The sequence below is a fragment of the Streptomyces sp. NPDC051218 genome (genome assembly GCF_044455475.1).
Classification (GTDB): domain Bacteria; phylum Actinomycetota; class Actinomycetes; order Streptomycetales; family Streptomycetaceae; genus Streptomyces.
In genome coordinates, this window is record NZ_JBITEU010000001.1 from 186483 (window position 1) to 205779 (window position 19297).

Sequence of the window (19297 nt, forward strand, 5' to 3'; positions counted from 1 at the left end):
ACGCGACTGGGCGGGCGCGGCACGGCCAGTGGCCCGCGGCGGATCGCCGCGGGCCACTGGCCGTGCTGGTGACTCCCGAGTCCGACCGCTTGAGTACGACCGCTGGAGTCCGATGCCGTCAGGCCTCGATGCTGTCCTTCGGGGTCTCGTCGGCCGCGGTCTCCGCGGCCTCCTTCTGCGCCTGCTTCTTGGAGGCGATGAGGCTGGTGATCGTCGTGATGACCAGGACACCGCAGATGACGCCGAGCGAGACCGGGATGGAGATCTCGGGGACGTGCACCCCGTTCTCGTGCAGGGCGTGCAGGACCAGCTTCACGCCGATGAAGCCCAGGATCACCGAGAGGCCGTAGCTGAGGTGGACCAGCTTCTTGAGCAGTCCGCCGATGAGGAAGTACAGCTGGCGCAGACCCATCAGCGCGAAGGCGTTCGCGGTGAAGACGATGTACGGGTCCTGGGTGAGGCCGAAGATCGCGGGGATCGAGTCCATCGCGAAGAGCAGGTCGGTCGTACCGATGGCGAGCATGACGACCATGAGCGGCGTCATGATCTTCTTGCCGTTCTTCTGGATGAACAGCTTGGTGCCGTGGTACCGGTCGGCGACGCCGAACTTCTTCTCGGCGGCCTTCAGGAGGCGGTTCTCCTCCCAGTCCTCTTCCTCGTCGCCGGCCCGTGCCTCCTGGATGAGCTTCCAGGCGGTGTAGATCAGGAAGGCGCCGAAGATGTAGAAGACCCACGAGAAGTTGGCGATGACCGCGGCGCCGGCCGCGATGAAGATCGCTCGCAGTACGAGCGCGATCAGCACACCGAACAGCAGCACCCGCTGCTGGAGATGGCTGGGCACCGAGAACTTCGCCATGATCAAGATGAAGACGAAGAGGTTGTCGACGCTGAGTGACTTCTCGGTGATGAAGCCCGCGAAGAACTCACCGCCGGCCTGACCGCCGCCCCAGATCACCAGGCCCACTCCGAAGAGCCCGGCCAGCACGATCCAGACGACCGTCCAGATTCCGGCTTCCTTGATCGATACATCGTGCGGCTTGCGGCCGATGAAGAAGTCGACCGCGATCAGGGCGACCAGACCAAGAATGGTCAGCACCCAAAGGGTCATTGAAACGTCCACTGCGCCTCCGGCGTCGTACGGCTACTGATCAGCGTCGTCGCTGCCGGAGGTCTCTTCCACCCGAGGCGGCTCACCGCCCCACGGGCCGACGCCCCGGGACCGATGGCGGTCCGTATTGACGGGCACGTCGCGTTCGGGAGTACTCCCCTCCGCTGACAAGAAGAGTACGCGAAACACCAAGGGTTGGTAAAGGAGAATCCAAGCCAGAGCTAAAAGACCAGGTCAGCGCGGTCCGAAAGTCGCTTTACCGGCAGTGGCCCAAGTGCTGTGCGAGCCCGGCGAGGCGTCAGCGACCGCCGGTGCGCCGGGCGTGCGCCACCCGGCCGAGGACCTGCTCGAGGACCCGGCTGCCGGGCGGCACCATCGGCGGTTCGTACGTCCACGCATGCCCGACCCAGGGGTCGGCGAGGTGGTCGTCGGCCACCGGGGTCAGCCGCAGGAGCGCGCGCCAGAGCGGGTCCAGCAGCGGGCCGTACTCGGCGGCGTCCTCGCGGTCGGCGACCATCATCAGGTGCACGCCGACCGCGGGGCCCTCGTCCGCGAGGTAGCGGAGCTGGGTGACGGCGCGGTCGTCGAAGCCGTGCGGGAAGTCGTTGACGATCAGGAGCTGCTCGGCGGTGTCCAGATCCGGCGGCAGCGCGTCGGCGGCGCCCGCGCGGATCGCCATCTGCACCAGGTCCACGCGCTGGGTCAGCTGGGCGAGCACGGCGGAGACTCCTGCCGCGCCGGCGGCCGGCGGCTCGGCGAGCACTCCGGCCGCCGTCAGCGGGGTGAGCGCGCCGGCCGCGGAGCCCGCCGCGTCGATGACGTGCACCGTGAACTCACCCGCGGGGTAGACCGCGAGCAGCCGTGCGGCGTGCGCGACCGCGCTGTCCATGGCGAGGCGGCGCAGCTGGTCCGTGTCGGCCAGGGAGTCCGTGCCCGAGGAACGGCCGCTGTCGATCCACAGGCCGCGCTCCAGGGGCAGCCTGACCAGCATCGGGATGTGCAGGTCGGGGCGCTCGGGCAGATGGAGGTCGCCGAGGCGCAGCGCCATGGGGATCTCCATCGGGGTGCGGTAGGCGTGCCACACCGGACTGTCCCAGCCCGCGTACGCCAGGGGCAGGGCGGGCTCGACGACCTGGGACTCGGCGGCGAGCTGGCCCAGGTCACGGTCGAGGGCGGCCCTGGCCCGGTCGACGAGGAGGCCGTGTTTGGCGCGGGCGGCCTCGCGCGCGACGTCACCGGTGTTGCCGATGCGGCTGCGCGGGTCGGACAGGACCTTGTCGAGCTCCTGGTCCATGCGCGAGTCGGCGAAGTCGACGGCGCTGCGGTACGCGGCCGTGGTGCGGGCGAGGTCCTCGAACATGCCCCACACCTGGTTGTAGAGGCGCTCCTCCATGGACCAGCCGGTGGCGTCGCCCGCCACGGGCTGCGCGGCCTTGCCCGGTTCGGCCGGGGCGGCGGACGGCGGGGGCGGCGGCGGTGCGCTGGTCTGGCGGCCGGGGTGGGTGTAGTTGACGGGGCCGCCCGTGCCGGGGGCCCCGTCGCCCGGCCGGCGCGGCGCCGGGGCGGGCTGGGGGCTCGGCTGGGGTCCGGCGGCGCTGTCCGGGCCCGGCGCTCCCGGGCCGGGGGCGGCCGGCTGCCCCGTCATCCGCACGCGGGTCTCGTCCGAGGGGCGGGGCGGGGGCGCGGCCACCGAGCGGGCCAGGCCCTGGGCCACGGCTTCGTTGATCGAGCCCGCCAGTTCGTGGGCCTGCGGCAGGCCCTGGTCGGTGAGCATGTCGGCGAGGCCGCCCGCGTATCCCTGCCCGACGGCGCGCACCTTCCAGGCGTCCTGCCTGCGGTAGAGCTCCAGGGCGACGACGGCTGACTCGGCGTCCAGATCGGTGATGGTGTAGCTGGCGACCTCGGAGCCGTCGAGAGCGGTGACGGCGACGAAGGGGGCGGCGAGGGAGCCGAAGCTGACCGGCCGCCCGGCGCCGACGGGCAGCGCGAGGAGGACGTTGACCCGGTGGACCGCTTCCGGGACGGCGCCGAGGTCCACCGCGAGGCGGTGGTCGGCGGCTGCCTGCCGGGGCACTTCGAGCCCCGGCAGGGTGGGCGACCCGGGGTGGGCCACCCAGTCCGTGCCGCGCACCTTGCCCTGGTCGTCGCTGAGCGTGACCCCCGCCACGATCGGCTTGCCGACCGAGACCCGGATCTCCAGACGGGTCTCGGGAAGCGGGTGGTTCTGCCCCCGGACCAGCTCGGCCGTCATCGCCTTCGTCCCCCTCGTGCCCTCTGTACTTATAGGTGCCGCGCGTCACTTGTGGGTGCCGCGCGTAGCGCCGCTTGTTTCTGCCGCGTGCTTACAGGTGCGGCAGGATCGACGGCATCAGGTCCTGGAACGTGCGGCCGTTGGCGGGATTGCCGATGGCCGTCATCTGCCAGCCCGCGCCCGCGCGGTGGACCTTCGCCATGATCTGCGCGGTGTACTGACCGCCGCCGTCGAGTGTGTATCGGGCGAGTTCCTGGCCGTTGGTCTCGTCGACCAGCCGGCAGAACGCGTTCTGCACTTCCTGGAACGTCTGGCCCGTGAAGGAGTTCACCGTGAAGACGATCTGGTCGATGTGGACCGGGATCCGCTGCAGGTCGACAAGGATCGCCTCGTCGTCCCCGCCCTGGCCGACCCCGCCGACCAAGTTGTCACCGGTGTGCCGCACGGAACCGTCGTCGCTGACGAGGTGACGGAAGAACACGACGTCCACCGGCTGCTTGTCGGCGAACAGGACCGCCGACGCGTCCAGGTCGACCTCACGCGTGCGCGTGCCGAACAGGCCCCGCCTCGGGGCCGCCTGCCAGCCGAGCCCCATGCGCACCGCGGACAGGGCGCCCCCGTCGTCCTTCTGCAGACTGATGGCCTGACCCTTGGTCATGTTGACCGTCACGCGCTGTCCCCTCTCCAACTGTCCTGGCAACCGCCGGTCTGTGCGGTTGCCCAGCACCCTATGCAGAGGCACTGACAGTGCCGCAGTGCGGGCAGCACTTTGTGTCGGTCTTGCAACACACCAGGCAGTACGCCTACGCCTGCCCCGCCTCTCGCATCTGCCTGAGCTCCTTCTTCATCTCTGACACCTCGTCACGCAGCCGTGCGGCGATCTCGAACTGGAGATCCGCGGCGGCCGCGCGCATCCGCGCGGTCATCTCCTCGATCTGCTCGGCCAGTTCGGCCGCGGGGCGGTCGGTGGGCACCTTCTCGGCCGCCTTGCCCTTGGCCGCCTTGCCCGCCTTCTGCGCCGTCTCCGCCTTTCCGCCGAGCGCGGGCACCGGCGCCTTGGCTTCCTTCGCCTTGCGGTAGTCCGTGCCGAGGAGCTGCTCCGTGTCGACCTCCTCGCGCGCGATCGCCGACACGATGTCGTTGATCTTCTTGCGCAGCGGCTGCGGGTCGATCCCCTTCTCCTTGTTGTACGCGATCTGCTTCTCGCGGCGGCGGTTGGTCTCCTCGATGGCCTGCTCCATCGCCGGGGTGACCTTGTCCGCGTACATATGGACCTGACCGGAGACGTTTCGCGCCGCGCGGCCGATGGTCTGGATCAGTGAGGTACCGGAACGCAGGAAGCCCTGCTTGTCGGCGTCGAGGATCGACACCAGGGAGACCTCGGGCAGGTCGAGCCCCTCACGCAGGAGGTTGATGCCGACCAGGACGTCGTACTCACCGGCGCGCAGTTCGCGCAGGAGCTCGACGCGGCGCAGGGTGTCGACGTCGCTGTGCAGATAGCGGACCTGGATGCCCAGTTCGAGGAAGTAGTCGGTGAGGTCCTCGGCCATCTTCTTGGTGAGTGTGGTGACCAGGACGCGCTCGTCCTTCTCGGTGCGCGTGCGGATCTCGTGCACCAGGTCGTCGATCTGCCCCTCGGTGGGCTTGACCACGACTTCCGGGTCGATGAGGCCGGTGGGGCGGATGATCTGCTCGACGAAGCCGTCACCGCGCGAGAGCTCGTACTTCCCGGGGGTGGCCGAGAGGTAGACGGTCTGGCCGATGCGGCCGAGGAACTCCTCCCACTTCAGCGGGCGGTTGTCCAGCGCGGACGGCAGCCGGAAGCCGTGGTCCACCAGGGTGCGCTTGCGGGACGCGTCCCCCTCGTACATCGCGCCGATCTGCGGGACCGTGACGTGCGACTCGTCGATGACGAGGAGGAAGTCCTCGGGGAAGTAGTCGATGAGGGTGTTCGGCGCCGAGCCCTGCTCTCGGTCGTCGAAGTGCATCGAGTAGTTCTCGATGCCGGAGCAGGAGCCGATCTGGCGGAGCATCTCCAGGTCGTACGTCGTGCGCATGCGAAGGCGCTGGGCCTCCAGCATCTTGCCCTGCTTCTCCAGCTCGGCGAGGCGCTCGGCGAGCTCCTTCTCGATGCCGGTGACGGCCTTCTCCAGGCGCTCCGGGCCCGCCACGTAGTGCGAGGCCGGGAAGACGTACAGGTGGTCGTCGTCGCTGATGACCTCGCCGGTGAGGGGGTGCAGCGTGGAGAGCGCCTCGATCTCGTCGCCGAACATCTCGATGCGCACGGCCAGCTCTTCGTAGACCGGGAAGATCTCGATGGTGTCGCCGCGGACCCGGAAGGTGCCGCGGGCGAAGGCCATGTCGTTGCGCGTGTACTGGATGTCGACGAAGCGGCGCAGGAGCTGGTCGCGGTCGATCTCGTCGCCGACCTTGAGCGAGACCATCCGGTCGACGTACTCCTGCGGGGTGCCGAGGCCGTAGATGCAGGAGACGGAGGCGACCACGATCACGTCACGCCGGGTGAGCAGCGAGTTCGTCGCGGAGTGGCGCAGGCGCTCGACTTCCTCGTTGATCGAGGAGTCCTTCTCGATGTACGTGTCCGACTGAGGGACGTACGCCTCGGGCTGGTAGTAGTCGTAGTACGAGACGAAGTACTCCACCGCGTTGTTCGGCAGGAGCTCTCGGAACTCGTTGGCCAGCTGGGCGGCCAGCGTCTTGTTCGGCGCCATCACCAGGGTGGGGCGCTGGAGCTTCTCGATCATCCACGCGGTGGTGGCCGACTTGCCGGTGCCGGTCGCGCCGAGCAGGACGACATCCTTCTCACCTGCGGTGACGCGCCGCTCCAGGTCGGCGATGGCCGCCGGCTGGTCGCCGCTTGGCTGGTAGTTGCTGACGACCTCGAAAGGTGCCACCGTGCGTTCGATCTTGGATACGGGCCGCATGGAACCAACCGTACGACTCCCCACTGACAACGGGGTCGGATCACCAGCTCTGCGGGGTCCTGGGGCCGGGGCGCTGCGGGGGCCTGCGGGCCGCCCGCGGGTCGTGCCGGTCACCCGAGCGGGGCACGGGGTAGGGGGCGTGCTGCCGCTGGGCGGCGCTCTGGAGGTCGGCCTTGCCCATCACCATCAGCGGGTCGAACATCACGATCACTCCCGCGAGCAGCAGGAAGGCGAGCGGGCCGATCATCATGGGCGCGAGGATCTCGGCGGCCGAGTCTCCCCCGGTCGGGGCACCGGGCGAGCCGTGCAGATGGACCCTGAGGGCGGCCATCCCGGTGTAGTGCATGCCGCTGACGGCGAGGCCCATGACGAGGCTCGCGCCCAGACTCCAGAGGAACCCTCTGACCTGCGCGGCCGCCCATAGGGCCGCGGTGGCGGCGACGACGGCGATCACGACGGACGCGGAGACGGTGAGGGTGTTGTACTCCAGCGTCCCGCGCAGACGCATACCGGCCATTCCCAGGTAGTGCATCGAGGCGACGCCCAGACCGGTGATCGTTCCTCCGGTGAACAGCGCCGTCCCGGTCGCGCCGCGGTAACCGACGATGAAGATCCCGACACCGACCATGACGATGGCGACGGCGAGACTCGCGAAGGTCAGCGCCTTGTCGTAGTGGATCGGGGCTTCCTCGACGGAGAAGCCCATCATCGCGATGAAGTGCATGGTCCAGATGCCGGACCCGATCGCCGCCGACCCCAGGGCGAGCCAGCCGGGCCGCCAGGAGTGGGCGACAAGGAGCGACCTGGTGGTGCAGCGCAGGCCGAGCGCACCGCCGAGACACGCCATGAGATACGCCGCTACCGGCGTGACCCATCCATAGCTGAAACCGTCGACCGTGCCCTGCATGAGCGGTAGCCCCTCCGCCTGTTGTATCCAAATGCCCGGGATTGCCCCCAAGTGGCCCCAGCCGACCGTCACCTGACAGGCCATGGGCTGAAGCAGAGAGTAAAGCTCACTCCGGAACTTGCGAACGATTTTCCGGGAAAGAAACCCGGCTGTCTCCGTTCAACCTGTGGCCATCCTGCACCTGTCTCGCGTTGGCCGTGGACTGTCACTCTCATCCGGTCCGTGCCCAAAACATCGCGAGGAGTCACCGTTGTACGCACGCGTTGCCGCTGCCACCACCGCCGCTCTTCTTGGAGCCGGCGCACTAGCTCTCCCCTCCGCCACCGCTCACGCCGCCGACCAGAAGTCGGCGCCGACGTCCTCACGGACGTCCACGCAGACGTCCCTCTCGCACGACAGGCCACTGGTCGTCGCGCACCGAGGCGCTTCCGCCTATGCGCCCGAGAACACTTTCGCAGCCATCGACAAGGCTGCTGACATGGGGTTCCGCTGGGTCGAGAACGACGTCCAGCGCACCAAGGACGGCGAGCTCGTGATCATGCACGACGACACCCTGAAGCGGACGACGAACGTCGAGCAGCTCTTCCCCGACCGCGCGCCGTGGAAGGTCGCGGACTTCACCGCGGCGGAGATCGCCAAGCTGGACGCGGGCAGCTGGTTCAGCCCGAAGTACGCGGGTCAGCGGGTGCCCACGCTGAAGCAGTACATGAACCGCGTCTCGCGCAACCACCAGAGTCTCGTCTTCGAGTTCAAGAAGCCCGAGCTGTACCCGGGCATCGAGAAGCAGGGCCTCGCCGTCCTGCGCAGGACGGGCTGGCTGGACAAGCACCACGTGAAGAGCAAGCTCGTCATCCAGAGCTTCAGCGCGGACAGCGTCAAGACGGTCCACAAGCTGCGGCCCGACATCAAGACCGGCTTCCTCGGCACGCCCGCGGTCGCCGATCTGCCCGCGTACGCGAAGTTCTCCGACCAGATCAACTCGACGCACGGCTCCATCTCCCGTGAGTACGTCGCCGCGATCCACGCGCAGAAGGGGCCACACCGCAAGCGCCTGGAGATCTTCACCTGGACCGTGAACGACGCGGCGGCCGCGCAGCGTGTGGCGGGCTTCAAGGTGGACGGCATCATCACGAACACCCCCGATGTCGTGCGCAAGGCAGTCTCCGGCTGAGGCCTGGCCGGCGGTGGTCCGGTCACCTCGGTACGTGCTCGCGGCGGCGTTGTCAGTGCCCGGTCGTACGGTGGTCCCCATGAACGCCACAGGGCAGCACGAGCAGGACCTGGCGGGTCACGACGACCCGCGGCAGGTGGTGTGGGCCGTCGTCGCGAGCGACATCGGCCCACTGCTGCTCGCCGCGACCGACGAGGGGCTGGTCACCGTCGTCTTCCACGCCACGGACGCGGTGCGCGACAAGGCGCTCGAGCGGCTCGGCTCCCGGCTGGGGACCGAGCCGGTCGAGGCACCCGGCTCCCCGCTCCTCGCCGAGCCCATACGCCAGCTCGCCGCCTACTTCACGGGCGAGCGGCACGCCTTCGAGCTGCCGCTCGACTGGTCGCTGATCTCCGGGTTCAACCGCCAGGTCCTGCACGAACTGACCGCCGTTCCGTACGGCGCCGTCGTGGGGTACGGAGACCTGGCCCGCCGCGTCGGCCAGCCCGGCGCGGCCCAGGCGGTCGGCATGGCGATGGGCGCCAATCCACTGCCGGTCGTGGTGCCCTGCCACCGGGTCGTCGAGAGGGACGGCGGCATCGGCGGGTTCGGCGGCGGCGTGGAGACCAAGCGCCGGCTCCTCGCCCTGGAGGGAGTGCTGCCGGAGCCGCTGTTCTGACGCTCCTCCCCCGGCGGGCCGTGCAATCCCTGTTTCCCGCGCACGGACGCCCTGGCACACTGCGTCAGTGACTTCGACCCTCGACGCTCCTGACATACCCACGCCAGAAGCACTGCCCGCGCTGCGCCGCCGTACCACCGCGGTGCTGGTCTCCAGTCAGATACTGGGCGGGCTCGGGGTACCCATCGGCATCGCGCTCGCCCCCATGCTCGCGACCGAGGTCAGCGGCACGGAGGCGCTGTCCGGCCTCGCGCCCACCGCGTCCGTGGCCGGTACGGCGCTGCTCTCGCTGCCGCTCGCCGCCCTGATGACATCGCGCGGACGGCGGCCCGGCCTCGTCCTCGCGTATCTGATCGGCGCCCTGGGAGCGGGACTCGTGGTCCTCGCCGCCGTCATCGAGAGTTTCCCCCTGCTGCTGCTCGGCATGGCCGGCTTCGGGGCGGGCTCGTCGGCCAATCTGCAGGCCCGTTTCGCGGCGGCCGACCTCGCGGAGCCCGACCGGCGCGGCCGCGCCATCTCCCTCGTCATCTGGGCCACCACGATCGGCTCGGTCCTCGGACCGAACATCGCGGCGCCCACGAGCCGCGCCTTCTCCGGCACCTCCATACCCGAGTCGGCGGGTCCCTTCCTCTTCGCCGCCGGGATCTTCGCGGTCGCCGGTCTCGTGGTGGCGGTACTGCTGCGTCCCGACCCGCTGCTGACCGCCCGCGCGCTCGCCCCGCAGGAGAACCACTCCGCGCAGAGCCGCTCGCTGCGGGCCGGTGTCGCGGCGGTGGCCGCTTCGCCGATGGCCCGGCTCGCGCTGGTGACGGTGGCCGCGTCGCACACGGTGATGGTCTCGATCATGGTCATGACCCCGGTCGACCTGGGGCACCACGGGGCGAGTCTGCAGCTGGTCGGCCTGGTCATCAGCGGCCACATCGCCGGCATGTACGCGCTGTCGCCGGTGATGGGCTGGCTCTCCGACCGGTTCGGGCGGCTCTCCGTGATCGGCCTCGCGGTCGGGCTGCTGTGCTGCGCCGCGCTGCTTGCCGGCACGGCGGGCCCCAGCCACGGCCAGACCGCCGCCGGTCTCTTCGTACTCGGCCTCGGCTGGTCCGCGGGTCTTGTCTCGGGCTCCGCGCTGCTCACCGACTCGGTGCCGCAGCCCGCCCGCGCCGCCGTACAGGGCCTCTCGGACCTGACCATGAACACGGCGGCGGGCATCGGCGGCGCGGCGGCCGGCCTGATCGTCGCGCAAGCGAGCTACGGCTGGCTCAACCTCATCGGCGTCTGCGTACTGCTGCCGATGGCGGCACTGGCGCTGCGCCGGGCGGTCAAGAAGGCCCCACCGGCGACCACCTGACCGACGACAAGGGGTCAGGCGAGCGTGATGTGGTACGCCTTGCGCAGCGTCTCGTGCACGGTCCATGTCGTACGGTCGCCTTCGCGCAGGACGGCCGCGTCGCCGGGGCCGACCTCGATCACGTCGCCGCCCTCCACCTTGATGGTGGCGCGGCCACTGACGACGACGAAGAGCTCGTTCGCCTCGGTGTCGGTGACCACGCCGGGCGTGATCTGCCAGATGCCGCGCAGCTGCTTGCCGTCGGCGGACTCCCACAGGACCTTGCCGGTGACCTCCGGGGTGCCGGAGACGATCTGCTCGAGGTCCAGGGGCTCCACCTCCAGGTCGACATCCGGAATGTGCACGGCAAAGGAGGCGACGGCTTGATCATTCGTGGTCATGGCCGGTCACCTTAGCGGGGCGCGGCGCGGCCGTCCGGCGGGGGTCAGCTCTCCGGTACTGCAGCGTCTACTGCGGCGCCCCGCCGCTCCTCTCCGTAATGGCGCGCTTCGAAGATGTTCCCGTCCGGGTCGCGGAAGTAGAAGCTGCGGCGAGCCTTGCCGCGGGCGCCGAACGCGTCGCGTCCGATGTCCGACACCGGCGTCCCATGCTCCTCCAGGCGGGCGCGCAACGCCTCGAAGTCGGTCTCCGGCAGGGCGAGGCAGACGTGGTTGACCGGGTGGCCCGCGCTCTTGTCCGCGTCCGGCACGACGTTCATGCGCTCGGCGAGGGTGAGCGGGGCGAGGTCGAAGATGGTCTCTTCGTTGAGCCGTACGGAGGGGAAGGAGATGGTGCCCGCCGTGAACTCGGCGACGCGCAGGGGTTCGAGACCGAGCACCTTCTCGTAGAAGCCGGCTGCCGCCGCGGGGTCGCGCACCCACAGGACGACGTGGTCGAGCCGTGTCGTGTTGTCCGTCATGCCGACAGGCTGCTGTCCCGCCCCCGGCGTCGCAAGTGTTTGACGGGGCGCGCCGACCGCCAGGGATGAGGGGAGACCCGACAGCCAGGAGGCAGGCCCGTGGTGCTGATGTCCGACGAGGTGGCGTCCGGTGTGGTGGTGCCCGGTGTGATGGCGCCCGACGAGGTGGTGCCCGGCGTGGTGGTGTCCGACGAGGTGCAGGCGGCTGTGGTGAACCAGCGGCCTGTCGTCGCCCTGGAGTCCACGATCATCGCGCACGGGCTGCCGCGCCCGCGCAATCTCCAGGTCGCGCGTGAACTCGAAGAGGTCGTACGGGAGGAGGGCGCCGTCCCCGCGACGATCGCCGTCCTGGACGGGCGGCCCCATGTCGGCCTGGACAAGCGGCAGTTGGAACGTGTCGCGAACGAGGACGGCATCCGCAAGCTGGGCCACCGCGACCTGGCCCTCGCGGTCGCGGCGGGCGCGAGCGGGGCGACGACGGTGTCCGCGACGGCGCTGCTGGCCGCGCGGGCGGGCGTACGGGTGTTCGCCACGGGTGGGCTCGGCGGGGTGCACCGGGAGTGGGCGGTGACCCAGGACGAGTCCGCCGACCTGGGGCTGCTCGCCCGGACGCGCATCACGGTGGTCTGCGCGGGGGTGAAGTCGATCCTGGACGTGGCGGCGACGTTGCAGCGCCTGGAGACGCTGGGCGTGGCGGTCGCGGGGTACGGGACGGACCGCTTCCCCGGCTTCTATCTCACCGACTCCGGGCATCCGGTGGACTGGACGCTGCGGACGCCCGCGGAGGTCGCGGCGGTGATGCGGGCGCAGGACGCGGTCGGCGGCCCGGAGTCCGCGCTGCTCGTGGCGAACCCGGTCCCGGAAACGGCCCAACTCGATCCCGCGCTCCACGCGCGCGTGCTGGCCGAGTCGTTGGAGGCGTGCACGGAACAAGGCATCACGGGCCAGGCGGTCACGCCGTTCCTCCTGGACCAGTTGGTACGACGCACGGACGGCGCGTCACTCAGCGCCAACCTCGCGGCGGTACGGGGGAACGTACGGCTGGCGGGGCGGGTCGCGGTGGCTTGGGTGGAGAAGTGACTTGGGGGTGGGGCGGGGGCTCGGGTGCTCGGGTGCGGGCCAGGTGGTCGCGTGGGTGCGGCGGTGACTTCGGGGTGGGGCGGGGTGGGGTGGGGTGGGGTGGCGTGGTGCTTGTCGTGGGCGATTTCGTTATCGGCAACGGCGCGGGGCATCGAACGACGGCGGTTCCGGGCGGGTGCACGGACTCCGGCGGGGGTGGGGTGGTTCCGTGGGTGAAGTCGTGACTTCGGGGCGGGGTGGGGCGCTGTTGGTCGTGGGCGATGCCATCACCGACATAGTCGCGCGACACGGGACGCCCCTGGTCCCCGGCACGGACACGACTGCCGCGATCCGCACCGTCCCTGGCGGCGCGGGTGCCAACGTGGCGTGCTGGGCTGCTTCTTGGGGCTGCCGCGATGTGCGGTTCCTGGGGCGGGTCGGTGCGGACTCGGCGGCGTGGCACGAGGAGGCGCTCACGCGTGCGGGGGTGCGGCCGCGGCTCGTCGTCGACCCCGAGGCGCCTACGGGGACCGTGATCTGCGTGGTCGACGGGGGTGACGGAGGCGGGGCGGAGCGGACATTCCTGACGGACAGTGGGGCGTCGTTGCGGCTGTCGGTCGCGGACTGGTCGCCGGCGCTTCTGGATGGGGTGGGGTGGCTGCACCTGTCGGGTTACTTGTTCTTCGCGAGGCCGAGCAGGGCGGTGGCCGAGGCGGCACTGGCGGCGGCACGCGCGCGTGGAGTGCCGGTGAGTGTGGATCCGGCGTCGGCGGGGTTCCTGGCGGAGCTGGGGGTGGAGCGGTTTCTGGCGGCGGTGGATGGGGTGGATGTGTTGCTGCCGAGTGAGGGGGAGTTGCGGTTGCTGGCGGGGGCGGGGGGCCTGGCGGAGGTAGCGGATGCGGGGGGCTTGGCGGAGGCTGCCGCGAAGTTGAGCCGTCAGTTTCCGGTGGTGGTGGTCAAGCGGGGCGCTGCGGGGGCGTTGGCCGCCCGGGACGGTGAGGTGCGGGCCGAGGTCCCCGCGCTGCCTGCCGCGGCGCGGGACTCGACGGGGGCGGGGGACGCGTTCACGGGGGCGTTCCTTGCGTCGCGCCTGTACGGCGCGGGGCTCTGCGAGGCTTTGGCGGAGGGGTGCAGGGCGGGGGCGAGGGCCGTCGAACTGGTGGGGGGCAGGCCACCCGTTTAGGGGGCGGGCTCGGGTGCGGGGGCGGGGGCGGGGATGTTTGTTGCCGACTGCAGGAGCGCGCGGGCCACGGGGCCGACCGCCCCTGGGGGCGGGGCCGCGCCGGTATGTCCGTCCTCGCCATCACGGTCCTAACCCCCGGCCACTTCGGCGAACGAGTCCCGCGAACCGTGCTCCGGGCAGACATACCGACACGTCCCCTCCCGTGTCACCGCCGACTGCGGGAGCGCGTGGGCTACGGGGCGGGCCGCCCGTGGGGACGGGGCCGCGCCGGTATGTCCGTCCTCGCCATCACGGTCCTAACCCCCGGCCACTTCGGCGAACGAGTCCTGCAAACCGTGCTCCGGGCAGACATACCGACACGTCCCCTCCCGTGTCACCGCCGACTGCGGGAGTGTCTGGGTGCTTGTGCCGACCATTTCGCGCCCCGGGGCAATCGGGTGGGTGGGCGGGAAAGGTCTGTTCGGGCAGGGGTGGATGCGGGGTGACGGGTGGGTGGGTGGGGAGGGGTTCGTTCCCCGCCCCTGAGGGGTTCGGTTTCCCACCCCGGGAGGGCTACTGCTTGCGGGCCCAGGACGAGATCAACGGGGGCGTCGCGAGGTCCATCGGCTCCGCGGCGATGTTCGACAGGTGCTCGGCGACCTCCGCCTCCGTGACCATGCCCGCGGACGTCAGAGCCCCGCGGAACTGCTGGACCGTGGCCGTCTCCAGGGCCACGCAGGCGGGCGAGGTCAGGGGAAAGTACGCGTCGGCCTCCACCTGCCGCAGGCCCGCCGCGCGCAGCAGCCGGGGCAGCCCGCGCCCGTACGCGAGGTCGGCCCCGCGCTGGGTGAGCAGCGCGGCCCGCAGACGGTTCGCCAGCTGCTGCGCGGGCCCGTGCTCGTCGGGACAGGCCAGCGGCTGCAGCGCAGGGTCCGTCTCCTCGATCAGCAGGCGCCCCCCGGGCCGCAGAGCCCGGATCATGGAGCCCAGCGCCAGCTCCCGGTCCGCCACCCGCCCGAGGACGAGCCGCGCGTGGACAAGGTCAAAGCCCCCGCCGGGCGGCCCCTCCGCCCCCACGTCATGGATGCGTACCTCGACCGGCGGTCGAGCGGCCGACGTATGCCAGGAGATGTCCGCGTCGGTCGCAAGGACCCGCCCCGTCGGACCGACGCGCTTCGCGAGCCAGGAGACGACGGAGGTGCCGCCCGCGCCGACCTCCCAGCAGCGCCACCCCGGCCCGATGCCGAGCCGCTCGATGTGCCGGAAGGTCGTGGGGTCGAAGAGCGTGCAGAAGGCCTCGGAGCGCAGACCCGCACCCGCCCCCTCGGCCTGCCGATTCCGGTTGCCGGTCAGATAGCCGTCAATGAGCGTCATGCGTCGATTATCGCGATTGTCCCGCTTGCTCCCGGGAGGCGGCTCCGATCACCCGGAGCGGAGTCTTCCGTTCCCCCAGGCTCCAGCCACGTGGCCAGGACGTACTGGCACACTGGCACGTCACGTAACCAGAACGAGGAGCCAGGCATGTCGATGGCAGGCAACCTGCGAAAGGTAGGAAACCTCCGCAAGGTAGGCGGCCTGCGGAAAGTCGCGCGGGTCGCCCAGTTCGTGCGCAACCACAAGCGTGTCGACCTGAGCCACCCCGCCCGCTCCCCCCTGGGCTCGGCGGTGGTGAAGTGCGTGACGTACCGGAAGGGCGTGCGCCAGGAGGGCGGCCGCGACCTCGTCGAGGAGGTCGAGCGCGTCCGCAAGAGCGGTGACGGGTTCGTCTGGCTCGGGTTGCACGAGCCGACGGAGGAGGAGTTCGCGGGCATCGCCGAACTCTTCGACCTTCACCCGCTCGCCGTGGAGGACGCGGTCCACGCTCACCAGCGGCCGAAGGTGGAGCGGTACGACGAGACGCTGTTCGCCGTGTTCAAGACCGTTTGCTACGTGGAGCATGCCGAACTCACCGCGACCAGCGAGGTGGTGGACACCGGCGAGATCATGGTCTTCGTCGGCAAGGAGTTCGTGATCACCGTGCGGCACGGCCGCCACGGCTCGCTCGGCCCGCTGCGCGAGGAGCTCGAATCGGCGCCCGAGCAGCTCGCGCAGGGACCCGCGGCGGTCCTGCACGCGCTCGCCGACCACGTCGTGGACGACTACCTCGACGTGACGGACGCGGTGCAGGCCGACATAGACCAGGTGGAGATGGACGTGTTCTCCAAGGAGGGGGAGCGCGCCGATCCCGGCCGCATCTATCAGCTCAAGCGTGAACTCCTCGAACTGAAGCGGGCCGTGGTGCCGCTGGGCCGTCCTCTACAGACCCTCTCCACCCAGCCGATGCGGGTGATCGCCCCGGAGATACAGGCCTACTTCCGGGACGTCGACGACCACCTCAAGCGGGTCACGGAGCAGATCGCCGCCTTCGACGAGCTTTTGAACTCCATCCTCCAGGCCCATCTCGCACAGGTGACGGTCGCGCAGAACGAGGACATGCGGAAGATCACCGCCTGGGCCGCCGTGATCGCCGTGCCGACGATGGTCTGCGGCATGTACGGGATGAACTTCGACCACATGCCCGAACTGCACTGGAAGTACGGCTATGGAATGGTGGTCGGCTTGATCGCCGCCACCTGTTTCGCGCTCTACCGCGGCTTCCGGCGCAACGGCTGGCTCTAGGCCCGACGGGCGCGGGCGGGCGTCCAGGCCCGACGGGCGGGGGCGGGCGTCCAGGCCCGACGGGCGGGGGCCGCGGGGTCAGCTCTTCGCGTATACGCTCTCGACCCAGCTCGCGAGCTGGTTGTCGTCGAGGTGCGTGGCGAGGTCGGCCTCGCTGATCATGCCGACGAGGCGCTTGTTCTCGATGACCGGCAGCCTGCGGATCTGGCTGCCCTTCATCTCCTGGAGGACCTCGTCGACGCCGGCGCCCGAGTCGATCCAGCGCGGCGTGCCCTTGGCCAGGTCGCCCGCGGTCACCCGGGCCGGGTCGTGCCCCATCGCCACGCAGCCGACGACGATGTCGCGGTCGGTGAGGATGCCGCAGAGCCGCTCGTTCTCGTCGCTGATGGGCAGCGCGCCCACGTCGAGCTGACGCATCAGCTGGGCTGCGCGGTCCAGGGTCTCGTGTGCGGGGATCCACTGGGCGCCGCGGTGCATGATGTCTCCGGCGGTGGTCATGAGGTACCTCCCGGTGCCGGACGGCCGGCGCGGCGCGGAGGCACCGCTAGTCCCGGCGCCCCTCATTCTCGCCGGGCCACCGGAGGCTCGCACTCCGAAGCCGGTCGGCCCTGGCGGGACAGGGCCTCGGACCGAGAAGCCGACGCCGTCAGCCGCTCCACGCCGGGTGTCGTGGGTCGTCCGCGCGTACGACCACGTCCGCCACCGCACCGGGGTCCGTCTCCGCCTCGTAGCGTTCGAAAGCGGGCAGGGTCCACCGTTCGCTCTCCGTCGTACGTCGTCGCAGGGCGCCCGGTGAGAGGCTCGTGTGGACCGTCAGGTCGAAGGGGAACCAGTGGCCGAGCAGCAGCGGTCCGTGCAGCAACAGCAGGTTTCCGGGCTGGAGTTGGACGTACGGGCTGCGTGTGGCGCGGTCCGCGTGCGCGTCCCACAGGTCGGGCAGTACGCGTCCCGTGCCGCCCGGGTCCAGCGGCCCGAAGACCTCGCGCCAGAGTGCGCCGGTGTCGAACCAACCGCTGTAGTACGCCTCCACGTCCTCGCGCCCGTATTCGAGGCGGAGGGAAGCGGGGCGCAGGAAGCCTTCCGTGCCGACGACGAGCGCGGAGCGCCCGCGCACCCGCAGCGCCTCGGCCACACTCCGGGCCAGCTCGCCGGGCCTGCCCGCCGGGGCGCCGTCGAAGGCGACGCGTGGCCAGGGGCTCGCGTCCGCCGTCCTCAGGTCGAGCAGCCGGTCGGCGAGAGTGTCCGTGAGCCGGTCCCAGGTGATCGCTTCGAGTCGCACCCGTCCCATGATGCCGGGCTCGCCCCGCCGCGTTGCCGGGCCCTCCCCCGCCGTGCCACCGGGGCCGCCCGCCCCGCCCTCGCTGCGGTACGCACCCTCCCACCGGGGAATGAATCCTTCATGGCACCAACTCCCCTCGCCCGGAAAACACTTCTCGCCATCCAGCCCCTCAAGCGCCGCCACTGCGCGGAGTGCCGCGGCGGCCCGCTCACGCTTCTGGTCGTCGAGGACTCCGAGCCGCGCTGCCTGGACTGCGCCGACCTGGGGCATCTCGTCTTTCTGCCGCGCGGCGACACCGCGCTGACGCGTCGGGCCCGCGAGGGGAGCGGTCTCTCGGCGGTGGTGGTCCGCCTCAACCGGCGTCAGGGACGGTACGAGCGGCAGGGTGTTCTCGTCGAGGAGGCGGCGCTCGCACGGGCCGAGGAGCAGTGCCTCGCGGACGCGGAGGCGCGGGCGCGCCGCCGGGAGCGGGACGCCGCGCGGCGGGCCATGGAGGACGTGCGCTTCACCGCCGCCTTCGCGGAAGAGGTACGGCGGCTCTTCCCGGGGTGCCCTGATGAGCGGGCCCTGGCGATCGCCGAGCACGCGTCCGTGCGGGGCAGTGGGCGGGTGGGGCGGAGCGCGGCGGGCCGGGCGCTGTCCGCTGTCGCGGTGACTGTGGCGGTGGTGGCTGCCGTCCGGCACACGGAGACGCCGTACGACCGCCTCCTCATGAGCGGCGTCCCCCGGGGCGAGGCGCGCCGCCGGATCGCTCCGGCGGTGGAGGCGGTGCTTCGGGCCTGGCAGGGACCTGAGCGTCGAAATGACCTGGCGGTCTGATCCCCGGGGCTCTGGGGCCTCGCCCTGACCGCGCGTGGTGGGCTGCGGTCTGCTTGCTCGCCTTGCGTCGCACGTCCCTGACCCGCCTACCCAACCGATTACCCGGCGGGACATTCGGGTGGGCGGACGGAGGCGGACAGGCGGGCGGCGGGGAGCAAACCGGCGGGTGGGGGTGGTGCGGGCTGCGCGACGGGCCGGCGGGTCGCAGCGGCCCGCCGCTGAGCGGCGGGAAGATCCCACCCCGGTGGAGGCCACCCGCTCGTTCGTCCGCGCTTCGACACCGGGCAATCGGGCGGGAGAGCGGGAGACAACCGCCGCAAAGCGGGCGGGAAAGCGGCCCGAAGCCCGGAAGCCTGCGGCGATCGGGGCGGGCCCGTGGCTCGCGGCAGGCGCCCCGAGGCCCCCGGCCAGACGCCCGCGCATGCCCCCGCGCGCCCCACGCATGGCCACGCACCCGGCTCGGGCAATTCACTTGTGGTGAGGGGCCGCGCCATGGAGGATCACTGCGGCTCGCTCACCTGACGGCTGCCTTACACAACGCGGGAGTTGCCATGATCGAGGGACCGTATTTCGTGCTCGTCGTGCTGGGAGCGCTCGCCTGTGGCCTGGTCGCCGGAGCGTTCGTCGCGTTCTCGACCTTCGTGATGCGGGGCCTGGCCGCGCTGCCCCCGGCGCAAGGCATCGCAGCCATGCAGTCGATCAACGTCAAGGCCGTCACCGCCGGGTTCATGACCGTGTTCATGGGCGCCGCCGGCCTCAGCGCGGTCGTCGCCGTCGTCACCTTCGTGCTCTGGCCCGACCACGGCACCGTCGAGCTGCTGCTCGGCAGCGCGCTGTACCTGTTCGGGTCGTTCGGGGTCACCATCGCCGCGAACGTCCCCCGCAACGACGCCCTCGCCAAGCTCGACGCGCAGGCACCGGAGAACGCGGACCGCTGGCGCACGTACGTCCGTGAATGGACCATGTGGAACCACATCCGGGTCGGCGCATCGCTGGCCGCGTCCGCGTCCTTCATCCTCGCCCTGACCTAGCCTCCCGCC

At 70.9% G+C, this 19297-nt stretch carries 18 protein-coding genes; 8 read left to right on the plus strand and 10 right to left on the minus strand.

Going from position 1 to position 19297, the window contains the following annotated elements:
• Positions 1–118: 118 nt before the first annotated feature.
• From ACIBCK_RS00915 to ACIBCK_RS00935, 5 genes are all read right to left on the minus strand, one after another.
• Positions 119–1108, minus strand: coding sequence for a TerC family protein (locus tag ACIBCK_RS00915; protein WP_399385969.1), 990 nt, complete (start codon positions 1106–1108; stop codon positions 119–121).
• Between the two features lie 298 nt (positions 1109–1406).
• Positions 1407–3359 (minus strand): TerD family protein, encoded by a 1953-nt coding sequence (locus tag ACIBCK_RS00920; protein ID WP_399385970.1) that lies wholly within the window; start codon positions 3357–3359, stop codon positions 1407–1409.
• A 91-nt stretch (positions 3360–3450) separates the two neighbouring features.
• Positions 3451–4029: a TerD family protein gene (locus ACIBCK_RS00925; protein WP_223774000.1), complete on the minus strand. Its 579-nt coding sequence runs from the start codon at positions 4027–4029 to the stop codon at positions 3451–3453.
• Positions 4030–4162: 133 nt separating this feature from the next.
• The gene (gene uvrB, locus ACIBCK_RS00930; RefSeq protein ID WP_399385971.1) at positions 4163–6301 is read right to left on the minus strand and encodes an excinuclease ABC subunit UvrB; all 2139 of its coding nucleotides are present in this window, start codon (positions 6299–6301) and stop codon (positions 4163–4165) included.
• A gap of 40 nt (positions 6302–6341) precedes the next feature.
• A complete protein-coding gene (locus ACIBCK_RS00935) occupies positions 6342–7208 on the minus strand; it encodes an MHYT domain-containing protein (protein WP_399385972.1) in 867 nt (288 codons plus the stop codon).
• Positions 7209–7458: 250 nt separating this feature from the next.
• Between ACIBCK_RS00935 and ACIBCK_RS00940 the strand changes: the two genes are divergently transcribed.
• From ACIBCK_RS00940 to ACIBCK_RS00950, 3 genes are all read left to right on the plus strand, one after another.
• Complete coding sequence (locus tag ACIBCK_RS00940; protein ID WP_399385973.1) at positions 7459–8379, plus strand: glycerophosphodiester phosphodiesterase; 921 nt, start codon at positions 7459–7461, stop codon at positions 8377–8379.
• A gap of 79 nt (positions 8380–8458) precedes the next feature.
• Positions 8459–9037, plus strand: coding sequence for a methylated-DNA--[protein]-cysteine S-methyltransferase (locus ACIBCK_RS00945; RefSeq protein ID WP_399385974.1), 579 nt, complete (start codon positions 8459–8461; stop codon positions 9035–9037).
• Between the two features lie 67 nt (positions 9038–9104).
• Positions 9105–10382, plus strand: a complete 1278-nt coding sequence (locus ACIBCK_RS00950; RefSeq protein ID WP_399385975.1) for an MFS transporter — start codon at positions 9105–9107, stop codon at positions 10380–10382.
• Positions 10383–10396: 14 nt separating this feature from the next.
• On the opposite strand, the gene ACIBCK_RS00955 is transcribed toward ACIBCK_RS00950, so the two are convergent.
• Together ACIBCK_RS00955 and ACIBCK_RS00960 are read right to left on the minus strand one after the other, a co-directional pair.
• Positions 10397–10762, minus strand: a complete 366-nt coding sequence (locus ACIBCK_RS00955; protein ID WP_399385976.1) for a cupin domain-containing protein — start codon at positions 10760–10762, stop codon at positions 10397–10399.
• Positions 10763–10806: 44 nt separating this feature from the next.
• Complete coding sequence (locus tag ACIBCK_RS00960; RefSeq protein WP_399385977.1) at positions 10807–11280, minus strand: VOC family protein; 474 nt, start codon at positions 11278–11280, stop codon at positions 10807–10809.
• Positions 11281–11430: 150 nt separating this feature from the next.
• On the opposite strand from ACIBCK_RS00960, the gene ACIBCK_RS00965 reads away from it, so the two are divergent.
• Positions 11431–12360, plus strand: coding sequence for a pseudouridine-5'-phosphate glycosidase (locus ACIBCK_RS00965; RefSeq protein WP_399387165.1), 930 nt, complete (start codon positions 11431–11433; stop codon positions 12358–12360).
• A 208-nt stretch (positions 12361–12568) separates the two neighbouring features.
• Positions 12569–13522: a carbohydrate kinase family protein gene (locus ACIBCK_RS00970; protein WP_399385978.1), complete on the plus strand. Its 954-nt coding sequence runs from the start codon at positions 12569–12571 to the stop codon at positions 13520–13522.
• A 552-nt stretch (positions 13523–14074) separates the two neighbouring features.
• On the opposite strand, the gene ACIBCK_RS00975 is transcribed toward ACIBCK_RS00970, so the two are convergent.
• Positions 14075–14875, minus strand: a complete 801-nt coding sequence (locus tag ACIBCK_RS00975; RefSeq protein WP_399385979.1) for a methyltransferase domain-containing protein — start codon at positions 14873–14875, stop codon at positions 14075–14077.
• A 147-nt stretch (positions 14876–15022) separates the two neighbouring features.
• Here ACIBCK_RS00975 and corA point away from each other — a divergent pair, with 147 nt between their 5' ends.
• Positions 15023–16159 carry a magnesium/cobalt transporter CorA gene (gene corA / locus ACIBCK_RS00980; RefSeq protein WP_399385980.1) on the plus strand — a complete coding sequence of 379 codons (1137 nt, stop codon included), beginning with the start codon at positions 15023–15025 and terminating at the stop codon, positions 16157–16159.
• A 78-nt stretch (positions 16160–16237) separates the two neighbouring features.
• Here the strand turns inward: corA and ACIBCK_RS00985 are convergent, their stop codons facing one another.
• Both ACIBCK_RS00985 and ACIBCK_RS00990 read right to left on the minus strand, forming a co-directional pair.
• Positions 16238–16657 (minus strand): CBS domain-containing protein, encoded by a 420-nt coding sequence (locus tag ACIBCK_RS00985; RefSeq protein ID WP_367040738.1) that lies wholly within the window; start codon positions 16655–16657, stop codon positions 16238–16240.
• 148 nt (positions 16658–16805) lie between these two features.
• A complete protein-coding gene (locus ACIBCK_RS00990; RefSeq protein WP_399385981.1) occupies positions 16806–17438 on the minus strand; it encodes a uridine kinase in 633 nt (210 codons plus the stop codon).
• 120 nt (positions 17439–17558) lie between these two features.
• Here ACIBCK_RS00990 and ACIBCK_RS00995 point away from each other — a divergent pair, with 120 nt between their 5' ends.
• Both ACIBCK_RS00995 and ACIBCK_RS01000 read left to right on the plus strand, forming a co-directional pair.
• Positions 17559–18257 (plus strand): DUF2293 domain-containing protein, encoded by a 699-nt coding sequence (locus tag ACIBCK_RS00995; protein WP_399385982.1) that lies wholly within the window; start codon positions 17559–17561, stop codon positions 18255–18257.
• 551 nt (positions 18258–18808) lie between these two features.
• Positions 18809–19288, plus strand: coding sequence for a DUF1772 domain-containing protein (locus tag ACIBCK_RS01000; protein ID WP_399385983.1), 480 nt, complete (start codon positions 18809–18811; stop codon positions 19286–19288).
• Positions 19289–19297: the final 9 nt, after the last annotated feature.